The organism is Acrocarpospora phusangensis (genome assembly GCF_016862995.1).
Taxonomy (GTDB): Bacteria; Actinomycetota; Actinomycetes; order Streptosporangiales; family Streptosporangiaceae; genus Acrocarpospora; species Acrocarpospora phusangensis.
In genome coordinates this window covers 76,326-95,144 of sequence record NZ_BOOA01000011.1, presented here as the reverse complement: position 1 = coordinate 95,144, position 18,819 = coordinate 76,326, and the positions used below count along the sequence as shown (strand labels likewise).

Annotated in this window: 15 protein-coding genes and 4 riboswitches; of the genes, 14 read left to right on the top strand and 1 reads right to left on the bottom strand. The window is 71.5% G+C overall.

Going from position 1 to position 18,819, the window contains the following annotated elements; translation table 11 throughout:
• Nucleotides 1-56: 56 nt before the first annotated feature.
• The 11 genes from Aph01nite_RS09445 (at nt 57) to Aph01nite_RS09395 (ending at nt 11,339) form a co-directional block, all read left to right on the top strand.
• Nucleotides 57-599 carry a hypothetical protein gene (locus tag Aph01nite_RS09445; RefSeq protein WP_204040395.1) on the top strand — a complete coding sequence of 181 codons (543 nt, stop codon included), beginning with the start codon at nt 57-59 and terminating at the stop codon, nt 597-599.
• A gap of 83 nt (nt 600-682) precedes the next feature.
• Nucleotides 683-1,432: a YcnI family copper-binding membrane protein gene (locus Aph01nite_RS09440; RefSeq protein ID WP_204040394.1), complete on the top strand. Its 750-nt coding sequence runs from the start codon at nt 683-685 to the stop codon at nt 1,430-1,432.
• The gene (locus tag Aph01nite_RS09435; RefSeq protein WP_204040393.1) at nt 1,429-3,117 is read left to right on the top strand and encodes a copper resistance protein CopC; all 1,689 of its coding nucleotides are present in this window, start codon (nt 1,429-1,431) and stop codon (nt 3,115-3,117) included. Before Aph01nite_RS09440 ends, Aph01nite_RS09435 begins: the two co-directional genes overlap by 4 nt.
• Nucleotides 3,114-3,731, top strand: a complete 618-nt coding sequence (locus Aph01nite_RS09430) for a DUF1775 domain-containing protein (RefSeq protein ID WP_204040392.1) — start codon at nt 3,114-3,116, stop codon at nt 3,729-3,731. The genes Aph01nite_RS09435 and Aph01nite_RS09430 overlap by 4 nt, the downstream gene beginning before the upstream one ends.
• A gap of 34 nt (nt 3,732-3,765) precedes the next feature.
• A riboswitch (cobalamin riboswitch) is annotated at nt 3,766-3,965 on the top strand.
• Nucleotides 3,966-4,147: 182 nt separating this feature from the next.
• Nucleotides 4,148-5,146, top strand: a complete 999-nt coding sequence (locus Aph01nite_RS09425) for an ABC transporter substrate-binding protein (RefSeq protein ID WP_204040391.1) — start codon at nt 4,148-4,150, stop codon at nt 5,144-5,146.
• Entirely contained in the window at nt 5,143-6,228 is a 1,086-nt protein-coding gene (locus tag Aph01nite_RS09420) for a FecCD family ABC transporter permease (protein WP_307836769.1), read from the top strand. The genes Aph01nite_RS09425 and Aph01nite_RS09420 overlap by 4 nt, the downstream gene beginning before the upstream one ends.
• Complete coding sequence (locus Aph01nite_RS09415; RefSeq protein ID WP_204040449.1) at nt 6,225-6,998, top strand: ABC transporter ATP-binding protein; 774 nt, start codon at nt 6,225-6,227, stop codon at nt 6,996-6,998. Before Aph01nite_RS09420 ends, Aph01nite_RS09415 begins: the two co-directional genes overlap by 4 nt.
• A gap of 68 nt (nt 6,999-7,066) precedes the next feature.
• Entirely contained in the window at nt 7,067-7,750 is a 684-nt protein-coding gene (locus tag Aph01nite_RS09410; RefSeq protein ID WP_204040390.1) for a (2Fe-2S)-binding protein, read from the top strand.
• A 105-nt stretch (nt 7,751-7,855) separates the two neighbouring features.
• Nucleotides 7,856-9,013, top strand: a complete 1,158-nt coding sequence (locus Aph01nite_RS09405) for a YcaO-like family protein (protein ID WP_204040389.1) — start codon at nt 7,856-7,858, stop codon at nt 9,011-9,013.
• 14 nt (nt 9,014-9,027) lie between these two features.
• Complete coding sequence (locus tag Aph01nite_RS09400; protein ID WP_204040388.1) at nt 9,028-10,050, top strand: LLM class F420-dependent oxidoreductase; 1,023 nt, start codon at nt 9,028-9,030, stop codon at nt 10,048-10,050.
• A gap of 5 nt (nt 10,051-10,055) precedes the next feature.
• Nucleotides 10,056-11,339 (top strand): MATE family efflux transporter, encoded by a 1,284-nt coding sequence (locus tag Aph01nite_RS09395; protein WP_204040387.1) that lies wholly within the window; start codon nt 10,056-10,058, stop codon nt 11,337-11,339.
• A 40-nt stretch (nt 11,340-11,379) separates the two neighbouring features.
• On the opposite strand, the gene metE is transcribed toward Aph01nite_RS09395, so the two are convergent.
• Nucleotides 11,380-13,614, bottom strand: a complete 2,235-nt coding sequence (gene metE, locus Aph01nite_RS09390) for a 5-methyltetrahydropteroyltriglutamate--homocysteine S-methyltransferase (protein WP_204040386.1) — start codon at nt 13,612-13,614, stop codon at nt 11,380-11,382.
• Nucleotides 13,615-13,728: 114 nt separating this feature from the next.
• Nucleotides 13,729-13,944, bottom strand: a riboswitch (cobalamin riboswitch).
• A 126-nt stretch (nt 13,945-14,070) separates the two neighbouring features.
• Between metE and Aph01nite_RS09385 the strand changes: the two genes are divergently transcribed.
• From Aph01nite_RS09385 to Aph01nite_RS09375, 3 genes are all read left to right on the top strand, one after another.
• Nucleotides 14,071-14,838, top strand: coding sequence for a helical backbone metal receptor (locus Aph01nite_RS09385; RefSeq protein WP_204040385.1), 768 nt, complete (start codon nt 14,071-14,073; stop codon nt 14,836-14,838).
• Nucleotides 14,839-14,847: 9 nt separating this feature from the next.
• Nucleotides 14,848-14,924, bottom strand: a riboswitch (cobalamin riboswitch).
• A 101-nt stretch (nt 14,925-15,025) separates the two neighbouring features.
• A riboswitch (cobalamin riboswitch) is annotated at nt 15,026-15,231 on the top strand.
• Between the two features lie 127 nt (nt 15,232-15,358).
• Nucleotides 15,359-17,758 carry a ribonucleoside-diphosphate reductase subunit alpha gene (locus Aph01nite_RS09380; RefSeq protein ID WP_239161524.1) on the top strand — a complete coding sequence of 800 codons (2,400 nt, stop codon included), beginning with the start codon at nt 15,359-15,361 and terminating at the stop codon, nt 17,756-17,758.
• Nucleotides 17,749-18,780: a ribonucleotide-diphosphate reductase subunit beta gene (locus Aph01nite_RS09375; RefSeq protein WP_239161523.1), complete on the top strand. Its 1,032-nt coding sequence runs from the start codon at nt 17,749-17,751 to the stop codon at nt 18,778-18,780. The genes Aph01nite_RS09380 and Aph01nite_RS09375 overlap by 10 nt, the downstream gene beginning before the upstream one ends.
• Nucleotides 18,781-18,819 lie beyond the last annotated feature (39 nt).

Below are 18,819 nucleotides of genomic sequence, written 5' to 3'. Positions count from 1 at the left end.
CACCGGCGTGCGGCCGCAGTTGGTAGGGCGGCCGGAGCCGTTGCTAGGCTCCGGCCATGAAGTGCACGAAGCGGACGATGCGCGGCCTGCGCTCGGCCCTGGTCGCACTCAGCACCACCGTGATCGCGGTCGTGGCCCACGCCGGCCACGGGACGACCCCGCCCCTGCTGGCCCTGGTCCCCGTGGTCCTGGCGGCCTGGGGCGTCGCCTACCTGCTGGCGGGCCGGAGGATCACCCGGTGGGAGCTGCTGGCGCTGCTCGGCGCCGCCCAGTTGGGCATCCACGGCCTCAGCGTCTACCTGGCGGACCCCGGTCACCACGATCCCGGCCACCACGGCGTCGGTGACACCTCGTCGCCGATGGTCCTCACGCACGCGGCGGCCACCGTGCTCACCGCGCTGCTGCTGGAGTACGGCGAGCGGATGTGGTGGGGCCTGCTCTCCCTGCTCGACGTCCGGTACCGCATGGTCCGCGTCCGCGATCTTCCGCCGCCGGTCCGGTGCCCGGTCCCGGTCGCCTCCCGCACAGTCCCCACGCTGACCCGGCTGTGCGCCGGCCCGGTCGGCACGCGCGCCCCGCCCCTCCTCACCCGGATCTGAGCCACCACGGGGACGAGAGGCCCCGCTTCCCCCGAACCGGACCCGAACGGGTTCGGTCATGATCTGTATTGAGGAGACCCCCCATGCGTTCTGCCCTGCGTAACACCCTGCGCGCCACCGCCGTCAGCACCGCCGCCCTCGGGCTGGTCCTGCTCGGCGCCGGCGCGGCGTCGGCCCACGTCACCGTCACCCCCTCCACCACCGCGGCCGGCAGCTACACCGTGCTGACCTTCTCCGTCCCGCACGGCTGCGACGGGTCGGCCACCACCTCGATCGCCATCTCGATGCCCGAGGAGATCATCGCGGTCACCCCGACGGTCAACCAGGGCTGGGATGTCGAGAAGAAGATGGAGAAGCTCGACACCCCGGTCGACGACGGCCACGGCGGCCAGTACACCGAGCGAGTCGACCAGATCGTCTACACCGCCAAGACCCCGCTGCCCGATGCCCTGCGCGACACGTTCGAGCTGTCGCTGAAGCTCCCGGAGAAGGAAGGCGCCAAGCTCGTCTTCCCGGCGGTCCAGAAGTGCGAGAAGGGTGAGACGCCCTGGACCGAGGTCGCCGCGGACGGCGCGGAGGAGCCGGAACACCCCGCCCCGTTCATCGTGCTGACCGCCGCCGAGGGGGAGGGGCACGGCGCGGCCGAGCCCACGCCGTCCGAGACCGCGATGTCGGTCGCCCCGGCGATCGACCCCTCGCGGGCGGCTTCCGACTCGGCGGCGTCCTCCGACTCGGGTGACCCGGGCGTCGTCGGCTGGGCCGGCCTGGTGCTGGGCGCGATCGGCGCGGTCGCGGGCGTGACCGCCCTGATGCGCGGCAGGAAGACCTCTTGACCCGTCAGGTCCGCCGCGGGACGCCGAGCTGGGCGCGGCCGACGGCCGCGCCCAGCTCGGCGGTCCTGCTCCTGGCCGCCCTCCTGGTCCTCCTCCTGCCGGGCACGGCCGACGCCCACGCCGTACTGAAAAGCACCGACCCCAAGGACGGCCAGGTCCTCGCTCAGGCGCCGCGCACCGTCACAGCCACCTTCAACGAGGCGATCAGCCTCGCTCCCAAGGGGAACCAGCTGCTCGACTCGGCCGGCCGCCCCGTCCCCGCCGACATCCGCTCGGTGAACGACACCGTCGTCTACACCCCGGCCTCAACCCTTGCCGAGGGCACGTACATCGTCAGCTGGCGGGTCATCTCCGCCGACACCCACCCGGTCGGCGGTGGGATCAGCTTCTCCGTCGGCAAACCGAGCGCGACCTCTGTCGCCGTCCCCGACCAGGTCGCCGACCGAGAGGTAAACCTGCTCAGGATCGGCTCCGAGGTGCTGCGGTACGGGGGAGTGCTCGGGTTCGCGGGCCTCACCGCCTTCGGCCTGTTCATCGCCGAGCCGAGCGTGCGCCGGTCCGCGGCGTTCGCCCGGAGGGTCCGGCGCACCCGTGACGCGCTGGCCGTTGCGGCCGTGTTCGGCGCCGCGGCCCTGGTCCCGCTGGTCAAGCTCTGGCAGGACGGTGCGGGCGTCGGCGAGCTGTTCTCCGCCTCGCTGTGGCCGGCGGCTCTGTCGGCGGCGCCCGCGGCCGCTGCTGCGCTGCTGGCCGCCGGCACCGCGATGGCTGTGGTCGCGGTGCGCCGCGGACTGCCGGTCGCCGCCGCGGCCGGGCTGGCGCTGGCGCTGGGCTCCCTCGCCGTGGTCGGCCACACCAGGGTGTACGGGCCGGGCTGGCTGGTGCTCGCCGCCGACCTCCTGCACCTGGCCACGGCGGCGCTGTGGTCCGGTGGGCTGCTCGGGTTGTGCCTGCTGTTCGTCCCCGACCGCCACCACAGGGTGGCCGAGGTCGCCTCGGCGGTCGGCCGCTTCTCGGGTGCGGCACTGTGGCTGGTGGCCGGGCTCGGCGCGAGTGCCGTCCTGCTGTGGTGGCGGATCGCCGACAGCGTGGACGGTCTGTGGACGACCGGCTACGGCCGTCTCGTCCTGGTCAAGCTCCTGCTGGTACTCGCCGTCGTCGGCGTCGCCGCCTGGAACCGGTACCGGCTCGTCCCCTCGGTGCTCTCCGGAGCGCGCCGCCAGGCCACCCTGGACGCGCTGCGCCGCACGGTCGGGATCGAGGCGGCGGGCTTGGCCGTGGTGGTGGCCGTCACCGGCGTGCTGGTCTCGCAGACGCCGCGCGAGGAGCCCGCCGCCGCGCCCGCGGCGGCGCCGTCCTCCGCCGGGCCCAAGACGCTCATCGCGGCCCTCGGCGAGGGCAAGGCCACCATGGTGATCAGCCCCGGTAAGCGGGGGGTCAACGCGCTCCAGCTGTCCCTGGTGGACGGCAAGGGTGTGCCGCTGGCGCCGCATGAGACGCCGGAGCTGTCGGTGCGGCTGCCCGCGTACGAGCTGGGGCCGTTCAAGAAGCCGCTGTCCACGACGGGCAAGGGCACCTACGAGGCGACGGTCGACTTCCCGCTGGACGGGACGTGGACGGTGACGCTGGTCGTGCGGCTGTCGGAGTTCGAGAGCCCGGTTGTCTCCCAGAAGGTGGTGATCCCGTGAGATCCGGTGTCTCCCGTGCGGTCCGGGCCGCCGGAGTGGCGCTGGCGGCGGCCGTGCTGGTGCTGCTCCCGGCCGCCCCGGCGCTGGCTCACGTGCTGCTGGAGTCCGCGCAGCCCAACGGGGACGGGTCGGTCACGCTCACCTTCTCCTTCGACCACGGATGCGACGGCGCGCCGACCGAGGCCCTTGTCGTCCGGATGCCGTCCGGGTCCTCGGCGCTGTCGGCCGGCCAGCCGGGCGGGTGGCGCGGCGCGGTGAAGGGGAACACGGTCGAGTGGACCGGCCCGGGGCTCGCCGACGGCACCAAGGCGTCCTTCACCGTGCGGGCGCGCCTGTCGGGGAAGGTCGGCGCGCCGCTGCTCTTTCCGACCACACAGCGGTGCACCGGCGGCAAGGCGTACGAGTGGATCGGCGCCGACGACGCGTCTCAAGAGCCCGCACCCCGGCTGATCGCCACGGCCGCCGTCCTGGACCCGGGCCTCAGCCCGGCCCCGCCCCCGGCCGTGGGCGCGGACGGCGCCGACGACGTTCAGGTGGCCGTGGCGCTGGGCGCCTTCACCGCCCTGGCGGCCCTGACCGCGCACCTGACCCGTCGGCGGCTCCGCCGCCCCTGACCTCGGCCCGATCGCCGCCGCCCGGCCACAAGATCATTGGTAGATCTGCCCTCCTTCGTGTAAAGATGTCGGAAAAGGCGAGCGCGGACGAGGAAACCGGTGCGAATCCGGCGCGGTCCCGCCACTGTGATCGGCGAGCGGACCCCCGAAACGCCACTGCCCCGGCCGGGGTGGGAAGGCGGGGGCGAGCCTCGACCCGAGAGCCAGGAGACTCACGCGGTCGCCTCCTCGAAGAACTGGGGCGGATCTCCCCGGAGAGGAGCGGGTCGGCGTGCCCGATGGGGTCATGAGAGCGCCGCGCGGCCGGGCCGCGCGGTCGCCGCGCCGGCGCATGCCCGGAATCGTGTCCCGGGTCTGTTCCCGCCGTCTTCCGACAGGGCCGCCCCATGGTGCAGTCACTGTGGAAGGAATCATCCATGACGGGCAGACGCCCCCTGTCTCTGCTGCTCGCCCTGTTGTCTGCCGTACTCCTCGCCGGCTGCGGCGGCACCCCCGCTGAGGTCGAGGCTTCCGCCCCGGCCTCCAGTGCCCCGGCCGTCGCCGGGTTCCCGGTCACCATCGACAACTGCGGGGTCACGACCACGTACCAGAAGTCGCCGCAGCGGGCGGTGTCGCTGAACCAGCACGCCACCGAGGTGCTGCTGGCGCTCGGCCTGGAGAAGTCGATGGCCGGCACCGGCTACCTGGACGACAAGATCCTCCCCGAGTACCAGGCCGCCTACGACAGCGTGAAGGTCCTGGCCAAGGAGTACCCCTCCTACGAGGCGCTGCTGGTCGAGGAGCCCGACTTCGTGTACGGCGGCTTCTCCAGCACCTTCGACGAGAAGGAAGGCCGCAGCCGCGACGCCCTGGCCAAGGCCGGCGTCAACACCTACCTCAACATCGAGGAATGCGCCGCAGGCCCAGTGACGATGGACCTGATGGACCAGGAGATCCGCAACCTCGCCAAGATCTTCGGCGTGCCCGACCGGGCCGAACCGCTCATCACCCGGCTGAACGCGACCCTGGACGGGGTGAAGGAGAAGCTGGCCGGCGTCCCCCCGGTCAAGCTGTTCGTCTACGACAGCGGCGACAAGACCGCGTTCACGGCCGGCGGCAAGGGCATCGGCAACGAGATCATCAAGCTGGCCGGGGCGGAGAACCTGTTCGCCGACGTGGACGACGCCTGGGGTGACGTCTCGTTCGAGCAGGTCGCCGAGCGCGCGCCCGAGTGGATCGTCATCTACGACTACGGCGACCAGCCGGTGGCCGACAAGGAGAAGTTCCTGCTGGCCAACCCGGCCCTGAAGGACGTACCGGCGATCAAGGAGAAGCGGTTCGCGGTGCTGCCGCTGTCCTCGGTGGTGCTCGGCGTCCGGGCTCCGTCGGCGGTGGAGTCCCTGGCCAAGCAGATCCACGCCGACCGATTCCAGTGATCGAACTGACCGAGACCGCCGGGGCCGCTCCGGCCGCCGTCCCCGGTCTGCCGTCGCGGCGTCCGGGGCCGCCGTACCCGCTGGTGATCGCCCTGCTCACGCTGCTGCTGGCCGGGGCGGTCACCGCGGGGATCGCGGCCGGGTCGATCAGCCTTCCGGCCGGTCAGGTGTGGGGCATCCTCCTGCACCGCATCCACCCGGCTCTGGCCGACCCGGCCTGGACGTCCGTCCGGGAGACCATCGTCATGGACGTACGGCTGCCGCGGGTCCTGCTGTGCGGGATCATCGGCGCCGGGCTGTCGGTCTGCGGCATGGCGTTGCAGGCCCTGGTCCGCAATCCGCTGGCCGATCCGATGCTGCTGGGCGTCTCCTCCGGCGCCAGCGTGGGCGCGGTGGCCGTGGTCGTGTCCGGCCTGGCCGTCCTCGGAGTCTTCACGCTGCCGGTCGCCGCGTTCGCCGGGGCGCTGGCGGCGCTGGCGGCGGTCTATTTCCTGGCCAGGTCGGGCGGGCGGATGACCACCGTACGGCTGGTGCTGGCCGGGGTGGCGATGGCCGAGGTGCTGTCGGCGGTGGCCAGCTTCCTGGTGGTGGTGTCCGCCGACCCGCACAAGGCGCAGTCGGCCGTGCGCTGGATGCTGGGCGGCCTGGCGGGCACGACCTGGACGATGGTCTGGATCCCCGTCGCCGCCGTCCTGCTCGGCACCGTCGCCCTGCTCGGAGTCTCCCGCCCGCTGAACCTGCTCCTGGCCGGGGAGGAGGCCGCCGCCTCACTGGGCCTGGACGTGCACCGGTTCCGGGCGGCGCTGTTCGTGCTGGTGGCGATCATGATCGGGACCATCGTCGCGGTCAGCGGAGCCATCGGCTTCGTCGGTCTGATCATGCCGCATGCCGTGCGCCTGCTTATCGGCTCCGACCACCGGCGGGCGCTCCCGGCCGCGGCGCTGCTCGGCGCGGCCTTCCTGATCGTCGCCGACCTGGTCGCGCGCACCCTGATCACCCCCGAGGAGATCCCCGTGGGCATCATCACCGCCCTGGTCGGCGGCCCGTTCTTCCTGTGGCTGATGCGGAGGCGGTCGCGGTGACCCTGGTGGTGGAGAACGTGTCGGTCCGCGTCGGCGGCAGGGACCTCGTCAGCGAGGTCTCGCTGGAGGTCGCCGAGGGCGAGGTGCTGGGCCTGGCCGGGCCGAACGGCGCGGGCAAGTCGACCCTGCTCCGCACCCTCTACCGGGCCCGCAGGCCCACCTCGGGCCGGGTGCTCCTGGACGGGCGGGACGTGTGGCGGCAACCCGCCGGCTGGCTGGCCCGCAGGCTCGCCGCGGTGCTCCAGGAGAGCGGCGGCGACTTCGAGCTGACCGTCTACGACGTCGTCGCCATGGGCCGCACGCCGCACAAACGCGCCTTCGACGGCGACAACCACGAGGACAAGGCGATCATCGCCGACGCGCTGGCCCGGCTCGACGTCGCCGGCCTGGCCTACGCCCCCTTCGACCGGCTGTCCGGCGGCGAGAAGCAGCGCGTGCTGATCGCCAGGGCGCTGGCCCAGCGGCCCGCCACGATGGTGCTGGACGAACCGACCAACCACCTGGACCTGCGCCATCAGCTGGACGCGCTGGAACTGGTGCGCGGGCTCGGGGTCACCGCCGTCATCGCCCTGCACGACCTCAACCTGGCCGCGGCCTTCTGTGACCGCGTCTGCGTCATGGACGGCGGGCGGGTGGTGGCCGTCGGCCCTCCCGCGGAGGTGCTCACCCCCGCCCTGCTGGCCGAGGTCTACCGGGTCCAGGCCGAGGTGACGGTGCATCCGGAGACCGGGGTGCCGCAGCTGAGCCTGCGGACGGGAGGGCGCCCCTGACCCTTCCCGAGTGATGACGGCTATTCGGCCATTTCGTCGTGCGATATTCACGAATGGAGCTCGGAGTAATGGAATCGGCATCCCCGGAATCGATCCGTACGGCCCTCGGCGAGATCGCCGCATTCGGTTCCTTCTTCGCCCCGCACATCGGCGGAGACCCCGCCGGATGGCACGACGTGAAATCCGACTATGAGAAAGGATTCACCGATCTCGTCAAGAGCACCGCCGCGCGATACGGCACGAGCGAGATCCGCATCGGGGCCTCCATCGCGCAGCTGAGCCACGCGGCCCGGCTCTGGTCCCCGGTCGTCGGCACCCTGCTCACCCATGGCGTGATCCCCGACCTGGCCCGCCTCGACCGTGCCGACGAGGACTCCAGAATCCGCCTGCCGGCTCTGAACGGCTGGAGCGGCGGCACGGAGAGCCAGGTCACGCGCCTCCTCTATGACATGGTGGTGTGCGGCCACCTCGAATCGCTCGCCCAGGGCCTGCGCGTCAAGATCGCCCCCGGCCTCCTGTACGGCAACGCCGCATCCGCTCTCGCCGAGGCCGGCCGTACGGTGGTGGCCAACCGTCCGGACCTGGCGGAGCCCGCCCTGCGCCTGGTCACCCGCCTGCTGGCACACGGGAAACTGACCGGCAAGGGGGTGATCACCTCTCCGCGACTGGAATTCCGGCGTACCACCTGCTGTCTTTATTACCGGGTCCCGGACGGCAGTAAATGCGGCGACTGCGCATTGGCGGAGAAGTGAATTCTTGAATTCTTGGCGAACACGCGCCGTTCGAGTGGCGTGAGGACGACGACGAGTAGATCCCCGTCCCACCCGGTCCCGGCCACCCCGAGGAGAGGAGTAACCATGATCCGCGAGGTGCGCCGGGACCGGCCCCGCGACCCGGTGGTGCCCAGCCTGGTGTCGTACTCCGCCTTCCCCGCGCGGGGAACCGAGGTGACCGGCGGCGCGGCCCTCGGCGACGACGAGGCGGCACGCCTGGCCGCGATCGGCGAGGCGATCGAACGCCACCGCGCCAACCAGGTGCCCGAGGGGTTGCTCCGGGCCGCCTACCGTGACCTGAAGGAACCCGCCGTCGACCCTCGCGAGTTCGCCCTCTACTCCGAGGCCCAGTACCGCGCGAAGGGCTTCCCGTTCGTCCCGATGGCGCCCGATCTGGAGATCGCCTGGGTGCCCGCCGAGGACATGGGCTCGGGTGGGCGTGTGCTGGTGCCGGCCTCGCTGGTGTACGTCAACTACTTCACCGGCCCCCGCCGCTCGGAGCCCCTGACCAACTACCCCATCCTCGCCGGGACCGCCGCCGCGACCACACCCGAGAAGGCCAGGGAGGCGGCCCTGCGTGAGGTGCTGGAACGCGACGCGGTCACCCGATGGTGGGCCGGAGACACCCCCGCCGCGCCAATCCAGGAACCCGGGAACGGCCCGCTGGCCACGGCCCTGCGCGAGGCGGCCGAATACGGGCTCACGGTCACCTTGCTCCGGATTCCCTCGGAGTTCGGCGCGACGGTCACCGGGGTCTTCGCCGAGGACCGCCAGCGCCGGATCGTCGGCTTCGGCAGCGCCTGCCGGGACACCGCCGAGCACGCCGCCGCCAAGGCGTTCACCGAGGCCGTCGGCACGTACGGGACCGGCCGCGCGCTGCTGCGCCTGGACCCCGGCCCGCCCTACCTGCCGCGCCGCGCCGACCGCCGCTACCTCGACGAACTCAAGCGCGGCTGGCGGGACGTCAACGACGTCCGCCTCCATCCGCAGATCTACCTGGACGATCGCCTCCAGGGTGAAGCCCTGGACCGGCTCCGGCACCCCACCGGCCACCCCACGGCCGCCACCGAGAACTTCCGCGCCTACGCCGTCGATCTCACCGTGCCCGGCGCGGACCTGCACGTCGCCCGGGTGATCGTGCCGGGCCTGTACTGCGACGCCCCGGCAGCCTTCCCGTTCCTCGGCGGAACCCGGCTGCCCGCCTCACCCGACCTCGTACGGCAACCGCTGCCGTTCGCCTGACCCCCGGAGGAACAATGCGGCTCGGACTGGCCATGGGCTACGGCGGAGAACCCATGGAGGAGGTGCTCCCGGTCATCCGGCACGCCGAGAGCATCGGCGTGGACTCGGTGTGGAGCGTCGAGGAGTACGGCCCGGACGCGGTCAGCGTGCTCGGCTACCTGGCCGCCGTGACCGAGCGCATCGAACTCGGCACCGCGATCATGCAGATCCCGGCGCGCACCCCCGCCGCCACCGCGATGGCCGCGATGACCCTCGACGTGCTGTCCCACGGCCGCTTCCAGCTCGGGCTTGGGCTGTCGGTGCCGTGGATCGTGGAAGGCTGGCACGGCCTGCCCTACGAGCGGCCGTTACGCCGTACCCGCGAATACGTCGAGATCGTGCGCAAGGCCGTCGCACGCGAGGAACGCGTCGCCTACGACGGGGAGCTCTACCGCCTGCCCTACACCGGACCCGGCTCGACCGGGCGGGCACGCCCGATCCGCTCGGAGATGACCCCCCTGCGCCCCCGCATTCCCCTCTACCTGGCCGCCATCGGCCCCGGGAACCTGAAGCTCACCGGCGAACTCGCCGACGGCTGGCTCTCGGGCATGTACGCCCCCGAACACGAGACCGCCATCCTCGCCCCGCTGGACGAGGGCATCGCCAGAGCCGGGCGTACCCAGGACGACGTGAAGATCTGCCCCATCCTGTACGTCGCCCACGCCCCCACCGCCGAGGAAGGCCGCGAGAAGCTCCGCCCCCTGTACGCCCACCTGATCGGCGCGGCCGCACCCGGAGTCCGCAACACCTACACCGACGTCGTCATCCAGATGGGCTACGAGGGCCCCGCCCACGACGTCCGCAAACACCTGGCCGAAGGAGACAAGGCCGCCGCGGCGAACGCCGTGCCGGACCGGCTGCTGGACGAGGTGGCGCTGATCGGCCCCATCGAGGCGATGGCCGAACGGCTGGCCGTGTGGAAGCGGTCGCGAGTGGACACGGTCATCCTGCTCGACCGCGACCCGCGGCTCCTGGAAGCGGCGCGGGCCACTCTGTGAGGCGGATGTGGGCGCTGACCGCGCCGCTGCTCGTGGCGGGGCTGACACAGATCATCGTCAACATCGTCGACACGATCATGCTGGCCCGCTACTCCACCACGGCCCTGGGCGCGTTCGCGCTGGCCGCGCCCGTCTACCTGATCGCCCTGGTGGTCGTACGCGGCTGGGCGACCGCGGTGCAGATCAAGGTCGCGCAGGCGCACGGCGCGGCGAATCCCGCAGCCGTGGCGCAGGCCGTCCGGGTGGGCCTGGGCACCTCGCTGCTGGCCGGAGCCGCCATCGGGGTCGTCCTGTACGCCGTCGCCGAGCCGGTGCTGACCGTCCTGGGCGCGCCCGCCGAACTGATCGGCCCGGGGGTCGCCTACCTGCGGGTGCTGGCGTTCGCGGTGCCGTTCGCCGCCGCCTCCTTCACGTTGCAGAGCGCCTGTTCCGGCGTCGGGGTGACCCGGGCATCCATGTACAACGCCTTGCTGGTGAACGCGGTGAACCTGCCGCTGGGCCTGTGGCTGATCTTCTCCGCCGATCTCGGCGTCACGGGAGCCGCGCTCGCCACCCTGGCCGCCACCGCCGCCGGAACCACCTTCCTCCTCCGGTATGCCAGAGCCCGGCTGCCGAAGATCCCCGGCGACGGCCTGCCCGTCGCCGGCACCCTGTGGAGGATCGGCTGGCCGGAGATGAGCGCCATGGGCGTCGGGTACCTCAACGAGGCTCTGATCGCGGGGTTCGCCGCCCGCATGGGCACCCCCGAACTGGCCGCCTACCGCATCGTCGACAACCTGCTGCTCGTCGTCTTCACCGTGATGGCCTCGGCCTCCGCGTCGGTCGCGATCCTGGCCGGACACGAGATCGGCGCGGGCGACCACGCGGCGGCCATCCGATGGCGCGCCACCGGAGTCCGGCTGCTCCTGATCGTGTACGCCGTGCCCTCGGCCCTGGTTCTCCTCGGGGGCACGACCCTGCTGACCCTGTTCACCGGCAACGCCGACGTGGTGGCCCTGGCCTGGCAGGTCGTACCGATCGCCGTGCTCAGCCTCGCGCCGATGGTGCCCGCCATGGCCTACGGCAGCTTCCTGCGCGCCCACGGCGACACCCGCTCCGTGATGATCGCGAGCATCGCCGGGGACTACCTGGTGCTCATCCCGCTGGCCTGGCTGCTCGGCCTCACTCTGGGCTTCGGCCTGACCGGCATCTACGTGGCCTGGATCGCCTTCACCGTCCTCCTGGCCGTGCTGCTCTGGCGCCGGACGAGGGCACATGTCTCCGCTGAGGCGGGACGGCCGGGGACGTGACCGGCCCGAGGCGCGGCTTCGGGCCGGTTCACGGCACCGATCAGACCGCTGCCCGGGCGTTGCGGGCGGCGATGACCATGTTGGCAAGCGCCGCTTCGGTCTCGGGGTAATCGCGTGTCTTCAGCCCGCAGTCGGGGTTGACCCACAAGCGGTCGGCCGGGACGGCCTGGAGGGCGTTGCGCAGGTTGGCCTCGATCTCCTCGGCGGTGGGGACGCGCGGGGAGTGGATGTCGTAGACGCCGGGGCCGATGCCGTTGGCGTAGCCGGCCGCGCGCAGGTAGGGCAGGAGTTCCATGTGGGAGCGGGCGGCCTCGATGCTGGTGACGTCGGCGTCCAGGTCGGCGATCGGGCTGAGGATCTCGCCGAACTCCGAGTAACACATGTGGGTGTGGATCTGGGTGGCGTCGGCTGCGCCGGAGGTGGCCAGCCGGAAGGCTTGGACCGCCCAGGCCAGATAGATCTCCTGGTCGGCTTCGCGGAGCGGCAGGAGTTCGCGCAGCGCCGGCTCGTCCACCTGGATGATGCCGATTCCGGCGTGCTCCAGGTCGGCGATCTCGTCGCGGAGCGCGAGGGCGACCTGGCGGGCGGTTTCGGCCAAGGGCTGGTCGTCGCGTACGAACGACCAGGCGAGCATCGTCACAGGCCCGGTGAGCATGCCCTTGACCGGTTTGGGGGTGAGGGACTGGGCGTAGGCCGTCCACTCCACCGACATGGGCCTGGGGCGGGAGACGTCGCCGTGCAGGATGGGCGGGCGTACGCAGCGGGTGCCGTAGGACTGGACCCAGCCGTGGTCGGTTGCGGCGTAGCCGTCGAGTCGCTCGGCGAAGTACTGGACCATGTCGTTGCGTTCGGGTTCGCCGTGGACGAGCACGTCCAGGCCGAGCCCTTCCTGGAGCCTGATCACACGGGCGATCTCATTCCGCATCGCCGCGATGTAGGCGTTCTCGTCGGTCCGTCCCGCCTTGTGGTCGGCGCGGGCCTGGCGGATCTCCGCGGTCTGCGGGAACGAGCCGATCGTCGTGGTGGCCAGGTCGGGCAGCCCCAGCTTGGCCCGCTGCGCCGCGAACCGGACCGCGCGATCGGAGCGCCGCGCGTCGCCGAGGGCGTCCAGCCGGGCCCGGACCTGCGGATCAGCCGGTACGGCGGGCAGCGGCGTGGCCCACGGGTCCTCCGACCTCAGGTCGGCGGCGAGGGCGACCAGTTCGGTGACCTTCTGCCGGGCGAACGCCAGCCGGGCCCGGACCGCCGGATCCAGGGCCGTCTCACTCTCCAGGTCGACCGGGACGTGCAGCAGCGAACAGGAGCTGCTCAGCTCCACCTTGTCGGCCAGCCCGAGCAGGACCGCGTACGTCGACTTCACCCGCGCCGGGTCGGCCCGCCAGACGTTCCTGCCGTCGACCACGCCCGCGACGACAATCTTGCGGGTCAGCCCGCCGGCCGAGGCCACCGATTCGATGTTGCCGGGCCCGGCGACGAAGTCGAGCCCGATCGCCTCGACCGCGGTGGCGGCGATCGCCCGCAACGACGCCGCGGTGACCGCGCCGAAGTAGGTGGCGAGCAGGATCTTCGGGCGGCTGGACAGTCCGCCGAGCCGCTGGTAGGCCCGCACGAGGGCGTCCGTCTCCCGGCCGCTCAGGTCGCGGGCCAGGACGGGCTCGTCGAACTGCACCCACTGCGCGCCCGCGCCGGCCAGCCGTTCCAGCAGTTCGGCGTAGGTCTCCACCAGGGAGTCCAGCAGGTCGAGCGGGGTGAATCCGTCAGGCGAGTCCGGCTTCGGCTTGGCCAGCAGCAGGTAGGTGAGCGGGCCGACGAGCACGGGCCGCGTCTCGATCCCCAGCTTCCTGGCCTCCACGTACTCGGCCACCGGTTTGGCGGCCGAGCCGTCGGCCAGCTGGAACCGGGCGTCCAGCGCCAGCTCCGGGACGATGTAGTGGTAGTTGGTGTCGAACCACTTGGTCATCTCCAGCGGCGGGAGCTCGGCGGTGCCGCGCGCCATGGCGAAATACCGGTCGAGCCCGGTCAGGTCCCGGTAACGCGCGGGCACGGCGTCGACCATGACCGTGGTGTCGAGCATCTGGTCGTAGAAGGAGAACGTGTTCGACGGGATCGTGTCCAGGCCCGCGTCGCGCAGTTCGGTCCAGACCGAGCCGCGCAGCGACCTGGCGGTCGCCTCCAGTTCCTCCGCGCTGATCCGGCCCGCCCAGTAGTTCTCGGTGGCGAACTTGAGCTCCCGGCGCGCGCCGATGCGCGGATAGCCCAAAATGGTCGTCCTCATGGCAGTTCCCTCGTCTCGCCAGTGTGCGGCAGGCAGGAGGGAGCGGCGCACGCGGAGGGACCCCGGCGGGCGCGTCCCAGGCCCTCCCACGAGGCCGCGGACCACCGCGTGCCGGGTGGCGCGCGGGTGGAGGCAGGTCTTCGGACTCGCGGGCACCATGCCTCAGGCATGACCTACTGGCCGTCGCTTCCCAGGCACGTGGCCCAGTGCTCGATGACGGCGGTCGTTCCCGCTCACCGCTGCGGGGCAGTCCCGGATTCCCACCGGGTTCCCTCTTACGACGCCCGCCCCCCGTGGGAGACGGCCGAACCATCCACACTCGAGAGCTTAACGGCCCGGCGGCCGGCTGTCTCCGCCGCTCAGGCCCGGTCGAGCGGGCGTTCCGCGGGTTGGCGGCGCGAATGACCGCTCTGGTTCCGGGTGATCCGGGCCCCGGGATGAGGGCATACGTCTCTCATGACGCACGACGATCAGGGGTATGCGGTCGCCCTGCCGCCGGAGGTCCGGCGCGTGGTGTCCCTCGTCCCCTCACTGACCGAGTCCGTGGCGGCCACCCGTCCCGGACTGGTCGTGGACGCCACCGACTGGTGCGCGCATCCTCCTGACCTCCAGGTCGTCCGCGTACGGGGAACCAAGAACCCGGACCTGGACCGCGTCCGCGCCCTGAACCCCGACGTGGTCCTGGCCAACTTCGAGGAGAACCGCCCGCAGGACCTGACCGCCCTGCGCGCGGCGGGCATCCCGGTGTGGACCACGGTCATCCGCACCGTGCCCGAGGCGATGGGGTCCCTGCACCGCATGCTGACCGTCGCCTGCCGCCTGCCCCGGCCACAGTGGCTCGACGACGCGGCGCGGGCTTGGGACTTCCCGGCACCGGCAGATCGGCGACGTGCCGCCGTTCTGGTATGGCGACGGCCCTGGATGGTCGCCGGGCGCGACACCTTCGCGGGTGACGTGCTGTCCCGGCTCGGTGTGGACAACGTGTTCGGCGGCCATTCCGAGCGATATGCCAGAGTCACACCTGAGGAGATCATCGCAGCCGGCGTCGACCTCGTCGTCCTGCCTGACGAGCCCTACCGGTTCACCGCAGACGACGGGCCGGAGAGCTTTCCCGGCGTCCCCGCCGCTCTGGTGAGCGGCCGGGACCTGACTTGGTACGGCCCCTCCCTGGTCCGGGCTCCGCGTCTCATGGACGCCTATCCGCCGCGCCGCGGCACCCGGTAGGCGAACTCCGAGAATCCTGGCCGCGGTACGGCGGCCGCTCGCCGATCACAGTGGCGGGACCGCGCCGGATTCGCACCGGCTTCCTCGTCGCCGCTCGCCTTTACATCATGATTACACGGATGGACATCCGGCGTGATCCTCATCTCAGCACGACATATGGGGTGTGACTTTTCCCGCGCCCCTATATATGGTGTCCCCTGCAGTCGGTTCGGCCGTCCATCCAGAACGGCCGAGGCAAGAGGGAACCCGGTGGGAATCCGGGACTGCCCCGCAGCGGTGAGTGGGAACGACCGCCGTCAGGCGCACTGGGCCACATGCCTGGGAAGCGACGGCCAGTAGGAGCGACGTGCCACGCCCACGAGTCCGAAGACCTGCCGCCTGTGCCGTGCGCGAGCGTGCGCACGGCCGCTCCGAGGCCGCGCGGGACGGCCGACGGCACCGGCGCCAGAGCTGAGCGGCGTCCCTGCCGGCGCCTCCTGCGCGCGTTTCGGTCAACGACCGAGTTCGCGAGGAGAGAGCTGTGACGGTCACCGGGGACACAGTGACAGACCTGACCAGTACGGCGCCGGGGACGGAGCCCGCGCCACGGCGCGCGCAGATGCAGGTGCGCAAGCGCAACGGCAGCGCCGAGCCCGTCGACGTCAACAAGATCGTCCGGGCGGTGGAGCGCTGGGCCGACGATCTCACCGACGTCGACCCGCTGCGAATCGCCACCAAGACCATCAGCGGCCTGTACGACGGGGCCACGACAGCCGAACTGGACCGGCTGTCCATCCAGACCGCCGCTGCGATGATCAACGAGGAGCCGCAGTACTCGCGCCTGGCCGCCCGCCTGCTGTCCGGCTACATCGACAAGGAGGTACGCGGCCTGGGGGTCGCCTCCTTCAGCCAGGCCATCCGCCTGGGCCACGAGCAGGGGCTCATCGGCGACGCGACGGCCGAGTTCGTCCACGCCAACGCCCGCAAACTGGACGACGCGATCGACCCGGCGGCCGACCTGCGCTTCGAGTACTTCGGCCTGCGCACGGTCTACGACCGCTACCTGCTGCGCCACCCGTCCACCCGGCTGGTCGTGGAGACGCCGCAGTACTGGCTGCTGCGCGTGGCCTGCGGGCTGGCCGAGAACCCCGCCGAAGCCATCGCCTTCTACCGGCTGATGTCCTCGCTGGCCTACCTGCCGAGTTCGCCGACCCTGTTCAACTCCGGCACCCGGCACACCCAGATGTCCTCCTGCTACCTGGTGGACTCCCCGCGCGACGACCTCGGCTCCATCTACGAGCGGTACGCCCAGGTCGCGCAGTTGTCGAAGTTCGCGGGCGGGATCGGCATCGCCTGGAGCCGGGTGCGCTCGCGGGGCGCGCTGATCCGCGGCACCAACGGGCACTCCAACGGGATCGTGCCGTGGCTGCGCACCCTGGACTCCTCGGTGGCCGCGGTCAACCAGGGCGGGCGGCGCAAGGGCGCGGCCTGCGTCTACCTGGAGCCGTGGCACCCGGACGTGGAGGAGTTCCTGGAACTGCGCGACAACACCGGCGAGGACGCCCGCCGTACCCACAACCTGAACCTCGCCAACTGGATCCCCGACGAGTTCATGCGCCGGGTCGAGGCCGACGGCATGTGGTCGCTGATCGACCCGAACGAGCTGCCGCAGCTGCCCGACCTGTGGGGCGCGGAGTTCGAGGACGCCTACCGCGCCGCCGAGCAGGCCGGCCGCTACGTGCGGCAGGTCCGCGCGCGTGACCTGTACGCGAAGATGATGCGCACTCTCGCCCAGACCGGCAACGGCTGGATGACCTTCAAGGACGCCGCCAACCGGCTCTGCAACCAGGCCGCCGAACCCGGCAACGTGGTCCACCTGTCCAACCTGTGCACCGAGATCATCGAAGTGTCCAGCGACACCGAGACCGCCGTCTGCAACCTCGGCTCGGTCAACCTGGCCGCCCACGTGGCGGGGGACGACCTGGACTGGGAGCGGCTGCGCGCCACCGTGCGCACCGCCGTCACCTTCCTGGACCGCGTGATCGACATCAACTACTACCCGACCGGGCCGGCCGCCGCGAGCAACCCGCGCTGGCGGCCGGTCGGCCTGGGCGTCATGGGACTCCAGGACGTGTTCTTCGCCCTGCGCCTGCCGTTCGACTCCGACGAGGCCAAGGAGTTGTCCACCCGGATCGCCGAAGAGATCTACCTGTCGGCGCTGGAGACCTCCGCCGACCTCGCCGCGCGTTTCGGTGCCCACCCCGCCTACGGCCAGACCTGGGCGGCCCGCGGCAAGCTCCAGCACGACCTGTGGGGCACCCCCGGCACCCAGGACGGCCGCTGGGCCGCGCTGCGCGAGCGGATCGCCGCCCACGGGCTGCGCAACTCGCTGCTGATCGCGGTCGCGCCGACCGCGACGATCGCCTCCATCGCCGGCTGCTACGAGTGCATCGAGCCGCAGGTGTCCAACCTGTTCAAGCGCGAGACGCTGAGCGGGGAGTTCCTGCAGATCAACAACGCGCTGGTGGCCGAGCTGAAGGCGCGCGGCCTGTGGACCGAGCCGATCAGGACGGCCATCAAACAGGCCGAGGGTTCCGTGCAGGGCATCGCGGAGCTGCCCGAGGACGTGCGGCGGCTGTTCCGCACCGCGTGGGAGCTGCCGCAGCGGGCGCTGATCGACATGGCGGCGGCGCGGTCGCCGTACATCGATCAGAGCCAGTCGCTCAACCTGTTCATGAGCGCCCCCACGATCGACAAGCTGTCCTCGATGTACCTGTACGCCTGGAAGTCGGGCCTGAAGACCACCTACTACCTGCGCTCGCGCCCGGCCACGCGGATCCAGCAGGCCACCGTGCCGGTCCAGGCCCCGCCCGCGAGCAAGTCGGAGGAGGCGCTCGCCTGCTCGCTGGAGAACCCCGAATCCTGCGAGGCGTGCCAGTGACCGCCGTCCACCCTGAGGAGAAGCCGATGCTGCTCGACCCGGGCATGAGCCTGACCCTGCGGCCCATGCGCTACCCGCTGTTCTTCGAACGCTACCGGGACGCGATCAAGAACACCTGGACGGTGGAGGAGGTGGACCTGCACTCCGATCTCAAGGACCTGCCCCGGCTGTCGGCCGCCGAGCGCCACCTGATCAGCCGCCTGGTCGCCTTCTTCGCCACCGGCGACACCATCGTGGCCAACAACCTGGTGCTCAACCTCTATCAGCACGTCAACGCCCCCGAGGCGCGCCTGTACCTGTCGCGGCAGCTCTTCGAGGAAGCCGTGCACGTGCAGTTCTACCTGAACCTGCTCGACACGTACGTGCCCGACGAGCAGGAGCGGTTCGCGGCGTTCGCGGCGGTGGAGAACATCCCGTCCATCCGGCGCAAGGCGGAGTTCTGCTTCCGCTGGATCGACTCCATCGGCGACCTGCGGCGGCTGGAGACCCGCGACGACCGGCGGGCGTTCCTGCTCAACCTGATCTGCTTCGCCGCCTGCATCGAGGGACTGTTCTTCTACGGCGCCTTCGCCTACGTCTACTTCCTGCGCTCCCGCGGCCTGCTGAATGGCCTGGCCTCCGGCACCAACTGGGTCTTCCGCGACGAGTCCATGCACATGGCCTTCGCCTTCGACGTGGTCGACGTCGTACGCAAGGAGGAGCCCGGCCTCTTCGACGACGAGATGGCCGCCCAGGTCAGTCAGATGCTGGCCGAGGCGGTCGACTGCGAGGCCCAGTTCGCCGAGGACCTGCTCGGCCAGGGCGTGCCCGGCATGTCCATCGCCGACATGCGCGCCTACCTGGAGCACGTCGCCGACCGGCGGCTGGCCCAGCTGGGCATCGAGCCGCTGTACGGATCGAAGAACCCCTTCGCCTTCATGGAACTCCAGGACGTGCAGGAGCTGGCGAACTTCTTCGAACGCCGCGTCTCGGCCTACCAGGTGGGCGTGACCGGGTCGGTCAGCTTCGACGCCGACTTCTGAACCGGACCGCTTGACAGTCCGCCCCGGAGAGGCGTCTCC